Below are 19,447 nucleotides of genomic sequence, written 5' to 3'. Positions count from 1 at the left end.
CGGGGGTCATGGAAGGCCGTCTTCGGCGAGGTCGGCTTCGAACTCGTCCACCTCGTCCTGGCCGAGGTCGAGCAGCGTGAAGTCGGACGGGGTGTGCCCGCCGGCCGCCGGGTCCTCGGTGTGCGCGGCCAGCCCGGCAAGCAGCTCCAGCCAGGCCGCGCCCAGGCGTTCGGTCTCCTCGGCGCCGAGGAGACCGGCGGGCCGGCTCAGGGTCAGCGTCAGCTCGGGGCCGTCGGGGGTGTCGCGGACCACCGCGTTCGCCTCCAGCGCGTGCGCCACCGGCAGGTCAGGCGCGGCGGAGCCGCCGACCGCGGCCGCCCCGGCGGCCTGCCACGGCTCGGGGTCACCGGCTGGAGACGCGGCGGGAAAGCGGCCGAGGTAGTTGAAGCCGATCTGCGGGCGCGGCAGGGCGGCCACGGCGTCGGCGGTCTTGGGGTTGAGGTAGCGCAGCAGCCCGTGGCCGAGACCGTCACCGGGCACGGCCTGCACCTGCTCCTTGACCGCCTTCAGCAGCGCCCCGGCCGCCGGTCCACCGGCGCGCGCGCCGGAAAGGTCGACGCCGGAGGCATCGAGGCGCAGCGGGTGCACGGCGGCGAACCAGCCGACCGTACGCGACAGGTCGGTGTCCCCGGCCGGCTGTCGGCCGTGGCCCTCGACATCGACCAGCACCCCGCGGTCCGTCGTGTCAGGCCGCCACTGGACGACGGCCCCGGCGAGGGTCGCCAGCAGCACCTCGTGCACGCCGGTGTGGAAGACGGCGGGCGTACGGGCCGTAAGCGTCGCCGCTTGCCCGGCGGGCACGGTCCAGGTGTGCGAACGCATGGTCGCCGCGGTGTCGGCGGCGGGGTCGAGGAGGCGGTGGCCGAGGGGGGGTTCGGGGGTGCCGAGGAGGTCGGTCCAGGGCTGGAGTTCGGCGGCGCGGTGACTGCTCGCCGCCTGGGTGACGAGTTCGCGTGCCCAGTGCCGGAAGGGGGTGGGTACGGGGTCGAGGGCGGGCTGCCGGTTGTCGGCGAGCGCAGCGCAGGCGGAGTGCAGGTCGGGCAACAGGATCCGCCAGGACATGCCGTCGACCACGAGGTGATGGACGACGACGACCAGCCGCCCGACCCGGGACGGCCCGGCGTCCAGCCAGACGACACGGGCCATCGATCCGTCCTCGGGGCGCAACTGCGCGGCGGCAGTGTGGGCTTCGCGGGCGGCGAGCGCGTCGAGGTCGGTGGTGCCTGCGGCGTCGATACGGGTGACGAGACCGGCGGCATCGGCGGTGCCGCGTTCGGGGATGACGAGGCGGGGGTTCGCCGGATCCGACAGGTCCGCCCGGGCCCGTAGCACGTCGTGCGCGTCGAGGAGGGCGCCGACACCGGCGGTGAGCACGTCGAAGCCCAGCACGGGAGGTGCGCCGACGACCGTCCACTGGGCGAAGCCGGGGGCTGCGGCCCGTACGCCGTGCGCCCGCATCACCGGCGTCCAGGGAGCCTCACCGACACCCGTGTCCGCGGCGGCCGGCGCCGATTCGGGCTCGGCGACCACGGCCAGCCGCTCGGGGGTCTTGGCTTCGAAGACCTGCCGCGGGGTCAGCACGAGCCCCTCGCGGCGGGCGCGGGAGGCGAGCTGCATGGAGGTGATGGAGTCGCCGCCGAGAGCAAAGAAGTCGTCGTCCGCACCCACTCGTTCGAGGCACAGCACCTCGGCGAACAGGGCACACAGGGCGGCCTCGACGGGATTCGCGGGAGCACGGCCGGAGACACGGTCCGCGAGGTCGGGCGTCGGCAGGGCGACACGGTCGATCTTGCCGTTCGGCGTCAGCGGCAGAGCGTCGAGAACGACGACGGCCGCGGGGATCATGTGCTCGGGCAGCCGGTTGGCGGCGAACTCGCGTACGGCGTCGGTATCGACGTCGCCGACGACGTAGGCGACCAGGCGCTTGTCGCCGGGTCGGTCCTCGCGTACGACCACGGCCGCGTGCGACACGTCGGGGTGGGCGGCAACAACGGCTTCGATCTCGCCGGGCTCGATACGGAAGCCGCGGATCTTGACCTGTTCGTCGGCGCGGCCGGCGAAGTGCAGCAGCCCGTCGTCGGACCAGCGGGCGAGATCGCCGGAGCGGTACATGCGTGCGCCGGGCTGGAACGGGCAGGCGACGAAGCGTTCAGCGGTGAGCGCGCCGCGGCCGATGTAGCCACGGGCCAGGCTGGGACCGGCGATATACAACTCGCCGGTGATTCCCGGGGATACGGGCCGCAGGAAGTCGTCCAGCACGTAGGTATGGGTGTTGCCGATCGGGCGGCCGATGGCCGGGGACGGGTCGTGCGGTTCGATGTCCGCGTCCAGCGGGGTGGCGGTGGTGATGACGGTGGCCTCGGTCGGGCCGTACGTGTTCCACACCCTGGCCTGCCGCGACCAGCGGGACGCCAGGTCGGCCGTCAGCAGTTCGGCGCCCAGGACCCAGTTCCGCACGCCCGGCACCGCGGCCGGATCGAGAACGCTCAGCAGCGACGGCACCACACTGGCCACCGACACATCGGCGCTACGGATCATCTCGGCCAGCGCCGCGGGCTCTTCACGCTCCTCGCCCGACGCGATGGCCAACGTGCCACCCGCCGCCAACGTGACCGCGACATCCAGAACGGCGGCGTCGAAGCTGAACGACGCGAACTGCAACGCCGTCACACCCTCCTCGACACCCAACACCGGACGCATCGCCTCGGCAAGATTCGCCGGGCCCTCATGCGGAACCGCCACGCCCTTCGGACGACCCGTCGACCCCGACGTATAGATCACATACGCGAGCTGCCCAGGCCGGAGCATCGTCCCCAACGGCTCAGGCGACTCCGCCTCGATGGCGGCAGCCGCCTCGTCCAGCCGCACCGCGCCCTCAGGCGCCAGGTCCCCGGTACTCAGCACCACCTGCGCCCCGCTGTCGGCGACCATGAACGCCAACCGGTCCGCCGGATAAGCGGGGTCAAGCGGCACATACGCGCCCCCCGCCTTCCACACCGCGAGAATCCCCGCAACCATCTCCACACCCCGCGGCAGACACAGCCCCACCCGCGACTCCCGGCCCACACCGAGCCGCATCAGATACCGCGCCAGCCGATTCGCCCGCGCGTCCAGCCCGCCGTACGACAGCTCCTCCGCACCACACCGCACGGCGACCACATCCGGCGCCCGCCGCGCCCACGCCTCGATCCGGTCCAGCACCGACCCCACCGGCACCACAAGCTCCGTGGCATTCCACTCCGACACCACCGACGCCCGCTCCCCGGGCGTCAGCACGTCCACATCCCCGACCCGTACCTCCGGGTCCGCCACCACCTGCTCCAGCACCCGCACCAACCGCCGGGCCAACCCCTCCGCCTCGTCCGCCCCGAACAGATCCGGTCGGTAGGTCAGTCGGACTTCGAGCTGGTCGGCGGCGTCGACGCCGAGCGTCAGCGGGTAGTTGGTCGCTTCGCGCGAGTCCAGGACGTCGATGGACACTGCGTCACGGCCCGCGGTCTCTTCCGGCGGACGGGGATAGTTCTCGTAGACGACGAGGGTGTCGAAGGTCGCGCCCGCTCCGCTCAGCTTCTGGATCTCCTGGAGGCCGAGGTGCTGGTGCCCCATCAGCGCAGACTGCCGCCGCTGCACCTCCGCAAGCAGCTCCACCACCCGCTGCCCGCCGTCCAACCGCACCCGCACCGGCAACGTGTTGATGAAGAGACCCACCATCGCCTCGACACCCGGCAACTCCGCCGGACGCCCCGCCACCGTCGCGCCGAAGACCACGTCCGAACGACGCGCCAACCGCGCCAGCACCAAGGCCCACGCCCCCTGCACCACCGTGTTGACCGTCAGCCCCCGCCCACGCGCCCACACCCCCAGCGCAGCCGTCGCCTCGCGCCCCAGCCGTGCCTCGGTCTGCTCCGGCAGCACCGCTGCCCGCCCGGGATCCGCGGGCACCACGAGCGTCGGCTCGTCCGCACCCGCCAGCTCCGCCCGCCACGCCTCCCGCGCTGCCTCCTTGTCCTGCCGGCCCAGCCAGGCCAGGTAATCCCGGTACGGCGCCGTGCGCTTGAGCGCGGAGGCGTCACCGCCCGCCTCGTACACCGCGGACAGCTCGGCGAGCAGCACCGGCATCGACCAGCCGTCCATCAGGATGTGGTGGGTCGTCATCACCAGCCGGTGCCGCCGGTCACCGAGCCGGACGAGGAGCAGCCGCAGCAGCGGCGGCGTCGCGGGGTTCAGCCGCTGCGCGCGCTCCTCCGCGGCCAGCTTTTCGAGCCGGGCGGCGGCGTCCGGGCCGGTGGCATCGGACAGGTCGGCCTCGCGCCAGGGGAGCCGGACCTCGCGGGCGATGAGCTGGACGGCTTCGCCGGAGGCGCGCCGGTGGAAGCTGGCGCGCAGGGCGCCGTGGCGGGCGAGCAGCGTCTCCCAGGAGGCGCGCAGGCGGGCGCCGTCCAGGGGTCCTTCGAGGCCGAGGACGAACTGCACGGTGTAGAGGTCGGGGCCGGTGTCGTCGTAGCCGGCGTGGAACAGCAGGCCCTCCTGCAGCGGCGACAGCGGCCACACTTCCAGGGCCGGGCGGGTGGCGGCGGCGTGGGTCTTCACCGGGGCAGTCCTCCTTCGATCGTGCCGGCGATCTCTTCGAGCTGTTCGATGTCGTCCTGGCCGAGGTCGAGGAGGGGGAAGTCGGAGGGGGTGTGCCCGCCGGCCGCCGGGTCCCCGGTGTGCGCGGCGAGGCCGGCGAGCATCTCCAGCCAGGTGTGTCCGAGGAGTTCGACGTCGGCACGGTCGAGCAGCTCGGACGGCCGGCCGAGGGTGAACGACAGCTCGGGGCCCGCTGCCGTGTCGCGGACGACGGCGTTCGTCCCGAGCGCGTGCAGGATCGGCATGTCGGGCGGTGCGGTGCCGCCGACGGCGGTCTCGCCCGCGGGCTGCCACGCCTCGACCGGGCCCGCGCCGCCGCCGGGGAACCGGCCGAGGTAGTTGAAGCCGATCTCCGGCTGCGGCAGCGCCGCCATCGCCTCTGCCGTTCCCGCGTTGAGATAGCGCAGCAGCCCGTGGCCGAGGCCGTCGCCCGGTACGGCCTGGGCCTGCTCCTTGACTGCCTTGAGCAGCCGGCCGGCGGCCGGCCCGCCCGCGCGTACGTCGTCCAGGTCGACGCCGTGCAGGTCCAGGCGCAGCGGGTGGACGCTGGTGAACCAGCCCACCGTGCGGGACAGGTCGAGGTTCCCGGCCGGCTCGCGGCCGTGGCCCTCGACGTCCACGAGGACGCTCCCCTGTGCTGCCGGCCGCCAGTGGGCCACCGCGGCGGCGAGGGTGGCGAGCAGCACCTCGTGGACGCCGCAGTGGAAGACGACCGGTGTGCGGCCGGTCAGCGTCGCGGCCTGGTCCGCCGGGACGGTCCACGACCGGTTCTGCAGCGATACGACGGTGTCGGTCGCCGGGTCCGGCGCGCTGCGGGTCAGCGCGGGTGCGCTGGCACCGAGTGCAGCGGCCCACCGCGGCAGTTCGGCTTGCCGCTCCTTGCCGGCGGCCTGGGCCGCCAGCTCCCGCGACCAGCGCCGGAACGACGTCGCCACCGGCTCCAGCTCCGGCTTCCGCCCCTCCCCCACCGCCTCACACGCAGCCCGCAGATCCGGCAGCAGAATCCGCCACGACACCCCATCGACCACCAGGTGATGGACCACCAGCACGATCCGCCCCACCCGCGCGGGCCCCGCGTCGAGCCATACGGCGTGGACCATGACGCCGTTCGCAGGGTCCAGCCGGGCGACAGCCGCGCGCGCGGCCTGCTCGGCGAGCCCGTCCAGGTCGTCGACGTCCGCGGCGTCGACACGGGTCACGCGGGCGGCCGGGTCCACCGAGCCGCGCCGCGCGACGAGGAGCCGGGGGGCCGCCTCGTCGGACAGGTCAGCCCTGGCCCGTAACACGTCGTGGGTGTCCAGCAGCGCGCCGATGCCGCCGGCGAGTGCCTCGGGGCCGAGGCCCGCGGGGGCGCCGACGACCGTCCACTGCGCGAACTCCCGGCCCGCGGTCCTCGGCCCGAGGCGGCGCATCACCGGTGTCCACGGCACCTCGCCGATGCCGCTGTCCGCACCGTCGTCCGCCGCGGGCGCCGCCGCCCGGGCGGCGGCCGCGGCCAGGCGCTCGGGCGTCCGCTCGTCGAAGACCTGCCGCGGCGTCAGCACGTACCCCGCACGCCGGGCGCGGGAGGCGAGCTGCATCGAAGTGATGGAATCGCCGCCCAGCGCGAAGAAGTCGTCATCCGCGCCGACCCGCTCCAGCCCCAGCACCTCGGCGAACAGCGCGCACAGCGTGGTCTCCGTCTCGCCCCGGGGCGGGCGGCCGGTGGCGTGCTCGGCGAAGTCCGGTGCGGGCAGGGCGGTCCTGTCGATCTTCCCGCTGGTGGTACGCGGCAGCCCGGGCAGCACGAGCACCGCAGCCGGCACCATGTAGTCGGGGAGCGCGGCGGCCACCTCGGCGCGCACACGCCGCGGGTCGACGTCCCGCCCTCCCGGCACGACGTAGCCGACGAGCCGCTTGTCGCCGGGGCCGTCGGCGCGCGCGACGACCACCGCCTCGGCGACTCCGGCGGCCTCCCGCAGTGCGGCCTCGATCTCGCCCAGCTCGATGCGGTGCCCGCGGACCTTGACCTGTTCGTCGGCACGGCCGGCGAAGACCAGCTCGCCGTCGTCGGTCCAGTGCACGAGGTCGCCGGTGCGGTACATCCGCTCGCCGGGCGCGAACGGGCAGGCCACGAACCGCTCCGCGGTCAGCCCCTGCCGCCCGAGGTAGCCGCGGGCGACTCCCGCCCCGGCGAGATACAGCTCGCCCGCCACCCCGGGCGGCACCGGCTGGAGGAACGCGTCCAGCGCGTACACCCGGGAGTTGGTGACGGGGCCGCCGATGGGCGGGACGCCGCGGCTGCCGCGGATCCGGCCCACCGTAGAGGCGACGGTCGCTTCGGTGACGCCGTACTCGTTGAACAGCTCGCGGCCGGCCAGCCAGCGGCGGCACAGCTCTGGTGATCCGGGTTCGCCGCCGAGGACGACGGTGCGCAGCTCCGGCAGGTCGGCGGCCGGTACTTCGGCGAGCAGGGTCGGGGTGGTGGCGACGTACGTGACCTGCTCGTCGCGCATCAGGCGGGCCAGCTCGTCGCCGGAGAGGTCGAGCCGTACGGGGCCGAGCACGAGCCGTCCGCCCGCGCAGAGCACGGGCCAGATGTCGCTCATCGAGACGTCGAAGCTCGGCGACACCAGTTGCAGGACCCGGCTGCCGGGGCCGAAGCCGTACTGCGCGAGGCGGTCGGCGACGAGGTTGCGCAGGCCGTGGTGGGAGGCGACGACGCCCTTGGGGGTGCCGGTCGAGCCGGAGGTGTAGATGACGTACGCGGCATGATCGGCCGTCAGCGGACCGCCCCGCTCCTCCGCCCCCGGCACCCCGCCCGGGTACGCGGCCACTTCGGCGGCCACCGCGGGATCGTCCAGCACCACCGGCCGCACGCCCTCCGGGAGTACGTCCCGCGTCGCCGCCGTGCACAGGATCACGGCCGGATCGGCGTCTCCCAGCACGAACGCCAGCCGTTCGGCCGGATAGTCGGGGTCCACCGGTACGAAGACGCCCCCGGCCAGCGACACGGCAAGCAGCGCCTCGATCAGCAGGGCCGACCGCTCCGCCACCACCGCCACCCGGACCTCGGGCCCCACCCCCGCCGCCACCAGATACCGCGCCAGCCGCCCCGCACGGTCGCCCAACTCCCCGTACGACAGCGACTTCCCGCCGGCCACCAACGCCACCGCCTCCGGCGACCGCCCGGCCTGCGCCTCGAACGCCTCCGGCGCCAGCGGTTCGGGCACGGGCGCAGCGGTGTCGTTCCAGCGGGTCGTGACCAGCGCGCGCCGCCGCGCGTCGACGGCGTCGAGGCGCCCGGCGGGCGCTGCCGGGTCGGCGACGAGCTGCTCCAGCACCCGCACGAAGGACGCGGTGACGGTCTCGGCCCGGCCGGGCTCGAACACGTCGCGCCGGTAGAAGAGTTCGGCCCGTAAGTGCTCGCCGGGCCAGGCGATGAGCGTCAGCGGGTAGTGGCCGGCGTCCTGGGGCTCGCCGGCGAAGCGGATCGACAGCGCCTCGGGGTCGTCGGACTCGGCGGAGGTGAGGGGGTAGTTCTCGTAGACGACGAGGGTGTCGAACGTGGCGCCGGGGCCGGCGAGCTTCTGCACGTCGGGCAGCCCGATGTGCTGGTGCGCCATCAGGTCGACCTGGCGCCGCTGGAGGTCGGCGAGGAGTTCCACCGCGGGGCGGGCGGGGTCGAGCCGGACGCGGACGGGCAGGGTGTTGATGAACAGGCCGACCATGGCCTCGACGCCGGGGAGCTCGGGCGGCCGGCCGGCGGCGGTGGCACCGAAGACGACGTCGTCGCGGCCGGTGAGCCGGGACAGGACCAGCGCCCAGGCGCCCTGCACCACCGTGTTGACCGTCAGGCCGTGCGCCCGCGCCAGCTCCGCCACTCCCGCCGACAGCTCCGCCCCGAGCGTGAAGCGCACCCGCCCGGGCACCACCCGCCCTTCGAGCGCGTCCGAGGGGACGACGAGCGTCGGCTCCTCGGCCCCCGCCAGCTCGGCGCGCCAGGCGGCCTGCGCCCGGCCCTTGTCCTGGCGGCGCAGCCACGCCAGATACTGCCCGTAGGAGGGGGCCGGCTTGAGCATCGACAGGTCGCCGCCCGCCTCGTACACCGCCGCCAGCTCGCGCAGCAGGATCGGCATCGACCAGCCGTCGATGAGGATGTGATGGGTCGTCACCACCAGCCGGTGCCGCTCCTCGCCGAGGCGGACGAGGAGCAGCCGCAGCAGCGGGGCGGCCGCGAGGTCGATGGGCCGGGCGCGTTCCGCGTCGGCCAACGCCTGGGTCTCGGCGAGCGCGTCGGCACCGGGCAGCGCGGTGAGGTCCGCGTCCCGCCACGGCAGCGCGACCTCGCGGGTGATGAGCTGGACGGCCTCGCCGGAGGGGCGCCGGTGGAAGCTGGCGCGCAGCGCGGGGTGCCGGGCGAGCAGCCCGGCCCAGGCGGCGCGGAAGCGCCGGTGGACCAGCGGCCCGTCCACGTCGAGCATGAACTGCACGGTGTAGACGCCGGGGCTGTCGCTGTCGAAGCCGGCGTGGAACAGCAGACCTTCCTGCAACGGCGACAGGGGCCACATCTCTGCCAGGGCGGAGCCTTTGGCGACGGCTGAGGGGTTCACCGGGTCAGTCCTCCTTGGAGCTTCGCCGCGATCGCTTCGAACTGGTCGATCTCGTCCTGGCCGAGGTCGAGGAGGGGGAAGTCGGAGGGGGTGTGCCCGCCGGCGACGGGGTCGTCGGTGTGGGCGGCGAGCCCGGCGAGCATGTCCAGCCAGATACGGCCGAGGCGGCGGGCGTCCGCGTCGGTCAGGACCCCGCCGGCCCAGGCGAGCGCGAGAGTGACCTCGGGGCCCGCGGGGGTGTCGCGGACGACCGGGTTGGCCTCCAGCGCGTGGGTGATCGCCATGCCGGGCGCGGCCGAGCCGCCGATCGCGGTCTCCCCGGCCGGCTGCCATGCCTCGACGCGGCCGGTGCGGGGGTCGCCGCTGAAGCGGCCCAGGTAGTTGAAGCCGACTTGGGGTGCGGGCAGCGCGGCCAGCACCTCCGCCGTCTCCGGGTTGAGGTGCCGCAGCAGGCCGTGGCCGAGACCGTCACCGGGCACGGCCTGCGCCTGCTCCTTCACGGTCTTCAGCAGCTCCCCCGCTGCCGGACCGCCGCCGCGGGCCCCGTCCAGGTCGATGCCGCCGAGGTCGAGCCGCAGCGGGTGGACCGCGGTGAACCAGCCCACGGTCTGCGACGAGTCGAGGTCGCCGAGCTCCTCCCGGCCGTGGCCCTCCATGTCCACCAGCAGCCCCGTGTGCCCGCCGGGGCGCCAGCGCGCGACGGCGGCGGCGAAGGTGGCGAGCAGCACCTCGTGCACGCCGCAGTGGTACGCCGTGGGCGTACGGGCCAGGAGGGTGGCGGCCTGCTCCGCGGGCACGGTCCACGACGCGCGGCACTGGGTGCGCGCCGTGTCGGCGGCCGGGTCGAGCGCCCGCCTGCCGATCAGCGGTTCGGGCTCGACGAGCAGCTTCGTCCACTGCTCCAGCTCGGCCTGGCGCGCCTCGCCCGCGGCCTGGGCGACGAGTTCGCGCGCCCAGCGGCGGAACGGCGTCGGCACGGGGTGGAGGCGGGGCGGCCGGCCCGCGGCCAGCGCCTCGCAGGCGTTCTGCAGGTCGGGCAGCAGGACACGCCAGGACACGCCGTCGACCGCGAGGTGGTGGACGACCAGCGCGAGGCGGCCGGTGCGGTACGGGCCCGTGTCCAGCCACACCACCCGCAGCATCCCGGCGCCGGCCGCCGGGTCCAGCCCGGCCGCCGCCTCGGCCGCCGCCCTGCCGGTGGCCTCGTCCAGCTTCCCGTCCGGCACGTCGGCGGCGTCGACGCGGGTGATCAGCGCGGCGGTGTCGAGGGAACCGGGCTCGGGGACGAGGAGGCGGGGATACGGATCGGCCGGGGCCGTGCGGGCACGCAGCATGTCGTGCGCGTCGAGCACGGTCGCCACCCCGCCCGCCAGCACCCCGTACGCCAGCCCGGCGGGGGCGCCGACGACCGTCCACTGCGTGAACCCGGCGTCGGCGACACCCGCGCCGATCCACCGCATCACCGGCGTCCACGGCACCTCGCCCACGCCCGCGCCGCCGTTCCCGCCCCCACCGCCTGCGGGCGCGTCCGCGCCGGGCCCGGCGGCCTCCAGGACCACGGCAAGCCGCTCGGGAGTCCGCTCCTCAAAAATCTGACGCGGCGTCAGCACGAGCCCCGCCCTGCGGGCACGGGACGCCAGTTGCATGGACGTGATGGAGTCGCCGCCCAGCTCCAGGAAGCTGTCGTCCGCGCCGACCCGCCCCAGCCCGAGCACGTCGGCGAAGAGCGCGCACAGCGCCGTCTCCGCGGCGCCCCGCGGCGCCCGGCCGGTCGCCCGGCCGGCGAAGTCCGGGGCGGGCAGCGCCTTGCGGTCCACCTTCCCGTTCGCCGTCACCGGCATCGCGTCGAGCACCAGCACCGCGGCCGGCACCATGTACTCCGGCAGCAGCTCGGAGGCGTACGCGTGCAGCGCGTCCTCGGTGACATGCCGCCCGCCGTCCGCGACGACGTACCCCACCAGCCGCTTGTCGCCCGGCCGGTCCTCGCGGGCGACGACCACGGCCTGCCCGACCGCCTCGTGCCCGGCGAGCACCGCCTCGATCTCGCCCAGCTCCACGCGGAAGCCGCGCACCTTCACCTGCGCGTCCGCCCGCCCGGCGAACTCCAGCACACCGCCGCCGGTCCAGCGCACCAGGTCACCGGAGCGGTACATCCGCTCCCCCGGCACGAACGGGCAGGCCACGAACCGCTCCGCCGTCAGCTCCGGCCGGTCCGCGTAGCCGCGGGCCAGCCCCGCGCCGGCGATGTACAGCTCGCCGATCACCCCGGCGGGCACCGGGCGCAGGAAGCCGTCCAGCACGTACAGCCGCATGTTGTCGAGGGGCCCGCCGATCGGCACGGAGGACGGGACGGGCGCGCCGGGCTCGATGCGGTACGAGCTCGCGAACGTGGTGGTCTCCGTCGGCCCGTACCCGTCCACCACCACCACGTCCGGGCACGCCGCCCGTACCCGGCGCACCGCCTCCGCCTGCACCGCGTCGCCGCCGGTCCACACCTCCCGCAGCCCGGCCAGGCACTCCGGGTCGTCCTGCGCGAACAGGTGGAACAGCGCGGCCGTCAGCCACATCGCGGAGACCCCGTGCCGCCGGATCAGCTCCCGCAGCCGCGCGGGCGTCACCGCGCCTGGCGGGGCGACGACGACCCGGCCGCCGGTCAGCAGCGGCGCCCACAGTTCGTACGTGGCGGCGTCGAACGTCTGCGGGGAGTGGAAGAGGATCCGCTCGTGGCCGCGGGCGAAACGGCCGTCGCGCGCGAGGTCCGCCACGTCGCCGTGCGTGACCTCGACGCCCTTCGGCAGCCCCGTCGACCCGGACGTGTACATCACGTACGCCACGTCGTCCGGACCGAGCGGCACCGGGCCCGCGGCGGCCGAAGCCAGCAGCTCGCCGGCCGGGACGACCGCCGCCCGGCCGTCCGCCTGCCGGTCAGCGACGGTCAGCGCGGTCCGGCCCAGCGCCAGATCGGTGCGCGCCGCCGGCCACTCCGCGGCCACCGGGACGTACCCGGCACCGGCCTTGACGATGCCGAGGAGCACGATCACCAGCTCGGCGGACCGCTCCATCACCACGCCCACGAGATCCCCGCGCCGCACCCCGCGCGCGGCGAGCCCGCCGGCCACCCGGTCCGCGGCCTCGTTCAGCTCCGCGTACGTCCACTCCCGCTCGCCGTCGACCAGCGCGACGGCATCCGCGCACCGCGCGGCCGACGCGCCGAACAGCTCGGGCAACGCACCCTTTGCCAGGGGGCGGGCGGTGTCGTTGAAGTCCCGCAGCACGCGCGCCCGCTCGGGCCCGTCGAGGACGTCGAGCCGGCCGACGGGCGCGCCGGGGTCGGCCGCCATCCGCTCCAGGACGTGCACGAGCCGGTCGAGGACGGCACCGGCTGCGGAAGCCCCGAAGGAGTCGAGCCGGTGGCTCAGCTTCAGCCGCAGCCCTTCGGCGGGGTCGGCGACGAGCGTGAGCGGGTAGTTCGTCTCACCCCACACCGCGGCCTCGGTGAAGCGCAGCCCCGCCGGGGCCGGGCCGTGGGCGGCGTGCGGGTCATCGGAGGCGCCGGTGGCGCCGGTCCCGGCGGGGAAGTTCTCGAACGCCATCACCGTGTCGAACGTCGCGCCCGGCCCGGCGAGCCGCTGGATGTCCGCGAGACCGAGGTGCTGGTGGTCCATCAGCGCCGCCCGCTGCGCCTGCACGTCCGCCAGGAGGTCCGCGACGCGCTGTGCCGGGTCCAGCCGCACGCGCACCGGGACCGTGTTGATGAACAGCCCCAGCATGTGCTCCATACCGGGCAGCTCCGCCGGGCGGCCGGCGACCGCGGCGCCCAGCACCACGTCACTGCGGCCTGCGAGCTGGCCCACGACCATCGCCCAGGCCGTCTCGATCACGGTGTTGAGCGTCACCCCGTGCGCGCGCACCAGCCCGGCCAGCGCCTCGTCCAGAGCGGCACCGGCGGTGCGCACGAGATCCTGGGAAGGCGCGTCGGTGCCATCGCTGCCGCCGGGCACCACGAGCGTCGGCTCGTCCACGTCGGCGAGCGCCTGCCGCCACGCCTCGGCGGCGGCGTCCCGATCCTGGCGGGCAAGCCAGGCGAGGTAGTCGCGGTACGGCGTCACGGACGGCAGCCCGGCGGCGCTGCCCCCGGCCGCGTAGCAGGCCCACAGCTCGCGCCGCAGAATCGGCACCGACCAGCCGTCGAGCGCCAGGTGATGGAGGGTGAGCACCATCCGGTACCGCTCGGCGCCCGTCCGCAGCAGCGCCACCCGCAGCAGCGGCGGCCGCGCCAAGTCGAACCGCCGGGCGCGCTCGGCGGCGGCGATCCGCTCCGACTCCGCCCACGCCCCGGCGGTGCCCAGCCCGGTCAGGTCTTCCTCGCGCCACGGCAGTTCGGCGTCCTCGACCACGACCTGCACCGGCCGGGCCACACCGGGCAGATTCCGGAACCCAGCGCGCAGGCTGGCGTGGCGGGCGAGCAGCGCCTGCCACGACGCCCGCAGCACGGCGGGGTCGAGCGGGCCCTCCACACCGAGCACGAGCTGTCCGATGTAGACGTCGGTGGCCTGCCCGTCGTACACCGCGTGGAACAGCAGCCCTTCCTGCAGCGGCGATACCGGCAGCACCTCCACCAGGCCCGGGACGGCGGCCGACAGTTCGTCCAGTACGCCCGGCGCCAGGTCGACGAGCGGTGGCGCGTCGGTGGCACCGGTCGCGTCGGCCACGGCGGCCGCGACGGCGGCAAGCCGGGCCGGGGTACGGAGCTGGAACACCTGGCGCGACGTGAACACCAACCCCGCCCGCTGAGCAGCCGACACCAGCAGCATCGAACGGATCGAGTCACCGCCGAGACCGAAGAAGGAGTCGTCGGCGCCGACGCGCTCCACGCCGAGGACGTCGGCGTACAGCTCGCAGAGCAGCACCTCCCGCGGCGTCGCGGGCGCACGTCCTGCGGTCCCGTTCGCCTCCGGGGCGGGCAGAGCCTTGCGGTCCAGCTTGCCGTTGGGCGTGAGGGGCAGGGCGCCGAGAGCGACGATCGCCGCGGGGATCATGTGCTCGGGCAGCCGGGCCGCGGCGAACTCCCGCACGGCGTCCCGCTCCACGCGGTCACCGGCCGGCACAACGTATGCGACGAGCCGCTTGTCGCCGGGCTGGTCCTCGCGTACGACGACGGCGGTGTGAGCGACCTCGGGGTGCGCGGCGAGGACGGCTTCGATCTCGCCCGGCTCGATACGGAACCCGTGGATCTTGACCTGTTCGTCGGCGCGGCCGGCGAAGTGCAGCAGCCCGTCGTCGGACCAGCGGGCGAGGTCACCGGAGCGGTACATGCGCGCGCCGGGCTCGAAGGGACAGGCGACGAACCGCTCGGCGGTGAGCCCACCGCGGCCGATGTAACCGCGTGCCAGGCCCGGGCCCGCGATGTACAACTCGCCCACGACACCGGGAGGTACGGGCCGCAGGAAGTCGTCCAGCACGTACACGCGCATGTTGCCGATCGGGCGGCCGATGGGCGGAGGCGGGTCGTGCGGTTCGATGTCCGCGTCCAGCGGGGTGGCGGTGGTGATCACGGTCGCCTCGGTCGGACCGTACGTGTTCCACACCCTGGCCTGCCCCGACCAACGCGACGCCAGGTCGGCCGTCAGCAGCTCCGCACCCAGCACCCAGTTCCGCACACCCGGCACCGCGGCCGGATCGAGAACACTCAGCAGCGACGGCACCACACTGGCCACCGACACCCCGGCACTACGGATCATCTCCGCCAGCGCCGCGGGCTCTTCACGCTCCTCGCCCGACGCGATCGCCAACGTGCCCCCCGCCGCCAGGGTGACCGTCACGTCCAGCACCGCGGCGTCGAAGCTGAACGACGCGAACTGCAACGCCGTCACACCCCCGGCAACACCCAGCACCGGCCCCATCGCCTCCGCCAAGTTCGCCGGGCCCTCATGCGGAACCGCCACGCCCTTCGGACGGCCGGTCGATCCGGAGGTGTAGATCACGTACGCCAGTTCTTCGAGCCCGCCGCGCCGCTCCACCGCCTCAGCGGACTCCGTCGCGATCTCCGTCGCCGCCTCGTCCAGCAGCACGACCAGGGCCGCACCCGGGGGCACCCCGGCCATCGACCCGGCCGCGCCGACGACCACGGCGGCGCCGCTGTCGGCGATCATGAAGCCCAACCGGTCCGCCGGATAGGCGGGGTCGAGCGGCACGTACGCGCCCCCCGCCTTCCACACCGCGAGAATCCCCGCGACCATCTCCACACCCCGCGGCAGACACAGCCCCACCCGCGACTCCCGGCCCACACCGAGCCGCATCAGATACCGCGCCAGCCGGCTCGCCCGCGCGTCCAGCTCCCCGTATGTCAGCGCCTCCGCCCCGCAGCGCACGGCAAAGGCCCCCGGCCTCTGCCGCGCCCGCGCCTCGAACCGGTCCAGCACGGACCCCGCCGGCACCGCAAGCTCCGTGGCGTTCCACTCCGACACCACCGCCGCTCGTTCGGTCTCGGCCAGCGCGTCGATGTCGCCGACCCTCGCGCCCGGGTCGGCGGCCATCCGCGCCAGCACGCGGATGAACCGGTCGGCCACGGCCTGCGCGGACCGCTCGTCGAACGCGTCCAGCCGGTAGTCGAGCCAGAGCTTCATCCCGTCGTCCGGCTCCACGCCCAGGGCCAGGGCGTACGTGGTCGACTCACGCAGCCGGGACTCGGTGATCCGCAGGGGTTCCGGCGGCGCGCCGGCACCGGCGCCGTAGGTCCGGAGCGTCATCAGGGTGTCGAACGTGGCGCCGGGGCCGGTGAGCCGCTGGATGTCGGCGAGTCCGAGGTGCTGGTGGTCGAGGAGCGCGGTCTGCTCCGCCCTGACCGCGTCGAGCAGTTCGGCGATCGTCTGCGCCGGGTCCAGCCGGACCCGTACGGGCACCGTGTTGAGGAACAGACCGACCATGTCGGCCACGCCCGGCAGCTCCGCCGGCCTGCCCGCGACCACGCTGCCGAAGACGACGTCGCTGCGGCCCGCGAGCTGCCCCACGACCATCGCCCACGCGGTCTCCAGCAGCGTGCTCAGTGTCAGGCCGCGGCGGCGGGCCAGGTCTGCCAGCGCCGCGGTCAGCCCGGCGCCCGGTTCTGCGACCACCTTGCCGGTCGGCGACGGTTCGCCGTCCTGCCGGGCCGGCGCCACCAGCGTCGGCCCGTCCGCGGCGGCGAGCGCCTGCCGCCACGCCTCCGCGGCGCTCTCATGGTCCTGCCGGGCCAGCCAGGCCAGGTGGTCGCGGTGCGGCGTCGCAGGTGGCAGGACGGAGAGGTCGCCGCCCGCCGCGTAGAGGGTCCACATCTCGCGCAGGACGATCGGCAGCGACCAGCCGTCCAGGGCGATGTGGTGGAGGGTGAGCACCATCCGGTACCGCTCGGTGCCGATCCGCAGCAGCGCCACGCGCAGCAGCGGCGGCTGGGACGGATCGAACCGCCTCGCCCGCTCGGCGTCCGCGATCCGCTCCGACTCCGCCCGCGCCTCCGCGGCACCCAGCCCGGACAGGTCCTCCTCGCGCCACGGCAACTCGACGTCCTCGACGACGACCTGCACCGGCCGCGTCATGCCTGCAGGCTGCCGGAACCCGGCCCGCAGTCCGGCGTGACGGTCCAGCAACGCCTGCCAGGCCGTCCGCACCAGGCGCGGGTCCAGCGGACCGTCGACGTCGAGGATCAGTTGGCCGATGTAGGCGTCCGGCGCCTGGTCGTCGTACAGCGCGTGGAACAGCAAGCCCTCCTGCAGCGGTGAGAGCGGCAGGACGTCCACCAGCCCGGGCACCGCCGCCGTCAACTCCGCGCGCTGCTCGGCGTCGAGGTGCAGCAGCGGCGCGTCGGCGACCGCTTCTGCCGGGGCCGCCCCGTGGCCCGATGCGGCAAAGGCCGCCAGCCCCGCGGGCGTCCCGCCCTCGAATACCTGCCGGGTGGTCAGCGCAAGGCCCGCCTCGCGGGCGGCCGACACCAGCAGCATCGAGCGGATCGAATCGCCGCCGAGCGCGAAGAAGTTGTCGTCGGGACCGACATGCTCGACGTGCAGCACCTCCGCGAACAGCTCGCACATCCGCCGCTCCAGCGGCGTCACGGGGGCGCGCCCGCCTACGGGCCCCGCGGGCTCGGGCGGCGGCAGCGCGGCACGGTCGACCTTGCCGTTGGGGGTCAGCGGCAGCGCGTCCAGGACCACGAGAGCGGCGGGCACCATATGCTCGGGCAGCCGCCGGGCGGCGAACTCCCGCAGGTCGTCCGCGTCTACGCCGCCCTTCGCCGCCACCGCGTAGCCGACGAGCCGCTTGTCGCCCGGCCGGTCCTCCCGTACGACGACCGCCGCCTGCGACACCCGGGGGTGGGCGGCGAGCACCGACTGCACCTCGCCGGGCTCGATGCGGAAACCCCGGATCTTCACCTGTTCGTCGGCTCGGCCCACGAACGCCAGCTCGCCGTCCGCCGTCCATCGGGCCAGGTCCCCCGAGCGGTACATCCGCTCACCGGCCGCGAAGGGGCAGGCAACGAAGCGCTCCGCGGTCAGCCCGCCGCGGCCGATGTACCCGCGGGCCAGACCGGCACCGGCGATGTACAACTCCCCCGTCACGCCCGGCGGCACGGGGCGCAGGCGGGCGTCCAGCACGTGGACGCGGGCGTTGCCGAGAGGGCGGCCGATCGGGGGCGGCGGGTCGTCCGGGGCGATGTCGGCGGTGAGCGGGGTGGCGGTGGTGATGACGGTGGCCTCGGTCGGGCCGTACGTGTTCCACACCTTGGCCTGCCGCGACCAGCGGGACGCCAGGTCCGCGGTCAGCAACTCCGCACCCAGAACCCAGTTCCGCACGCCCCCGACCGCAGCCGGATCAAGGACGCTCAGCAGCGACGGCACCACGCTGGCCACGGAGACACCAGAGCTACGGATCATCTCCGCGAGCGCCGCCGGCTCCACCCGTTCCGCGTCCGACGCGATCGCCAACGTGCCGCCCGCCGCCAGGGTGACCGCCACGTCCAGCACCGCGGCGTCGAAGCTGAACGACGCGAACTGCAACGCCGTCACACCCTCTTCGACACCCAGCACCGGCCGCATCGCCTCCGCCAGGTTCGCCGCGCCACCGTGCGGGACCGCCACGCCCTTCGGGCGGCCCGTCGATCCGGAGGTGTAGATCACGTACGCCAACTGCCCCGGCTCCAGCGTCGTGCCCAGCGGTTCCGCCGATGCCGCGGCGATGTCCTCCACCGCGTCGTCCAGCGAGACCACATGCCCCGCCGACTCCGATACCACCCCCGCCGTGGCACCGGTCGTCAGCACGACCGTGGCTGCGCTGTCGGCGACCATGTACGCCAACCGCTCCGCCGGATACGCCGGATCCAGCGGCACATAGGCGCCCCCGGCCTTCCACACCGCGAGGATCCCCGCGACCATCTCCACACCGCGCGGCAGGCACAGCCCCACCCGCGACTCCCCGGCCACCCCCAGCCCCCGCAGATACCGCGCCAGCCGGTTCGCCCGCTCGTCCAGCTCCGCGTACGACACCTTGTCCGCGCCGCATCGCACGGCGCACACGTTCGGCGTGCGCCGCGCCCGCGCCTCGAACCGGTCCAGGACCGTCCCGGACGGCACCGCGAGTCGCGTCTCGTTCCACCCCGACACCACCAACCCCCGCTCCCCCGTGCCCAGCAGATCCACGTCGCCCACCCGGGCGTCCGGGTCGGCGCTCATGCGCTCCGCGAATCTCACCAGCACCCGTCTCAGTGCCGCCCCCGCCTCCGGTATGGATTCGGGGACCGCGCACACGGGCACCGCGCATTGCGCCCCGCCCGCGCATATCGCCCCGCCTTCGCGTATCGCTTCGCCGTCCGATCCGCCGGCCTTCCCCAATGCGGCGAGCAATTCCTCGGCCCGCCCCTGGAGTTCGTTCAGCGTGCTCCCCGGGCTGATCTCGATACGCAAGGCCCCGGGCGTCTCCCCCTCGATGACCACGGCGACTTCCCGGTCCCCCGCCATCCGGTGGCAGAATCCCGCCGCCACGGCCGCCGCCTTCGTCGCCGACGCCTCCAGGTGCGCCGCGAGATCGGGGCCGTCCGTGAATCGGAGATCCCATGTGCTGCCGGCGGGGCACGGTGTCACGTGCACCACGGGCAGGGCAGGGCTACGCGAATCAGACATTCCTGAGGTCTCCACTGGCTCAATCAGGCGACGACGTTCATGGCGATTGCGGACTGCGCGTCCTGTGCCTGCGGTTGA

The 19,447-nt window shown here is 74.7% G+C and carries 3 protein-coding genes; all 3 read right to left on the bottom strand.

Features of this window, described 5'->3' with window-relative positions:
- Window positions 1–6: 6 nt before the first annotated feature.
- The 3 genes from ACFYVJ_RS05525 to ACFYVJ_RS05515 are packed head-to-tail and all read right to left on the bottom strand — an operon-like array spanning window position 7 to window position 19,336.
- Complete coding sequence (locus tag ACFYVJ_RS05525; protein ID WP_388886869.1) at window positions 7–4,590, bottom strand: amino acid adenylation domain-containing protein; 4,584 nt, start codon at window positions 4,588–4,590, stop codon at window positions 7–9.
- A complete protein-coding gene (locus ACFYVJ_RS05520) occupies window positions 4,587–9,221 on the bottom strand; it encodes an amino acid adenylation domain-containing protein (protein WP_388886867.1) in 4,635 nt (1,544 codons plus the stop codon). The genes ACFYVJ_RS05525 and ACFYVJ_RS05520 overlap by 4 nt, the downstream gene beginning before the upstream one ends.
- A complete protein-coding gene (locus ACFYVJ_RS05515) occupies window positions 9,218–19,336 on the bottom strand; it encodes an amino acid adenylation domain-containing protein (RefSeq protein WP_388886865.1) in 10,119 nt (3,372 codons plus the stop codon). The genes ACFYVJ_RS05520 and ACFYVJ_RS05515 overlap by 4 nt, the downstream gene beginning before the upstream one ends.
- Window positions 19,337–19,447 lie beyond the last annotated feature (111 nt).

Origin of the sequence: Streptomyces sp. NPDC004134, assembly GCF_042874195.1 — a bacterium.
Lineage (GTDB): Bacteria > Actinomycetota > Actinomycetes > Streptomycetales > Streptomycetaceae > Streptomyces.
The sequence above is the reverse complement of the archived record's forward strand: the minus strand, read 5'-3'. Positions and strand labels throughout refer to the sequence as shown.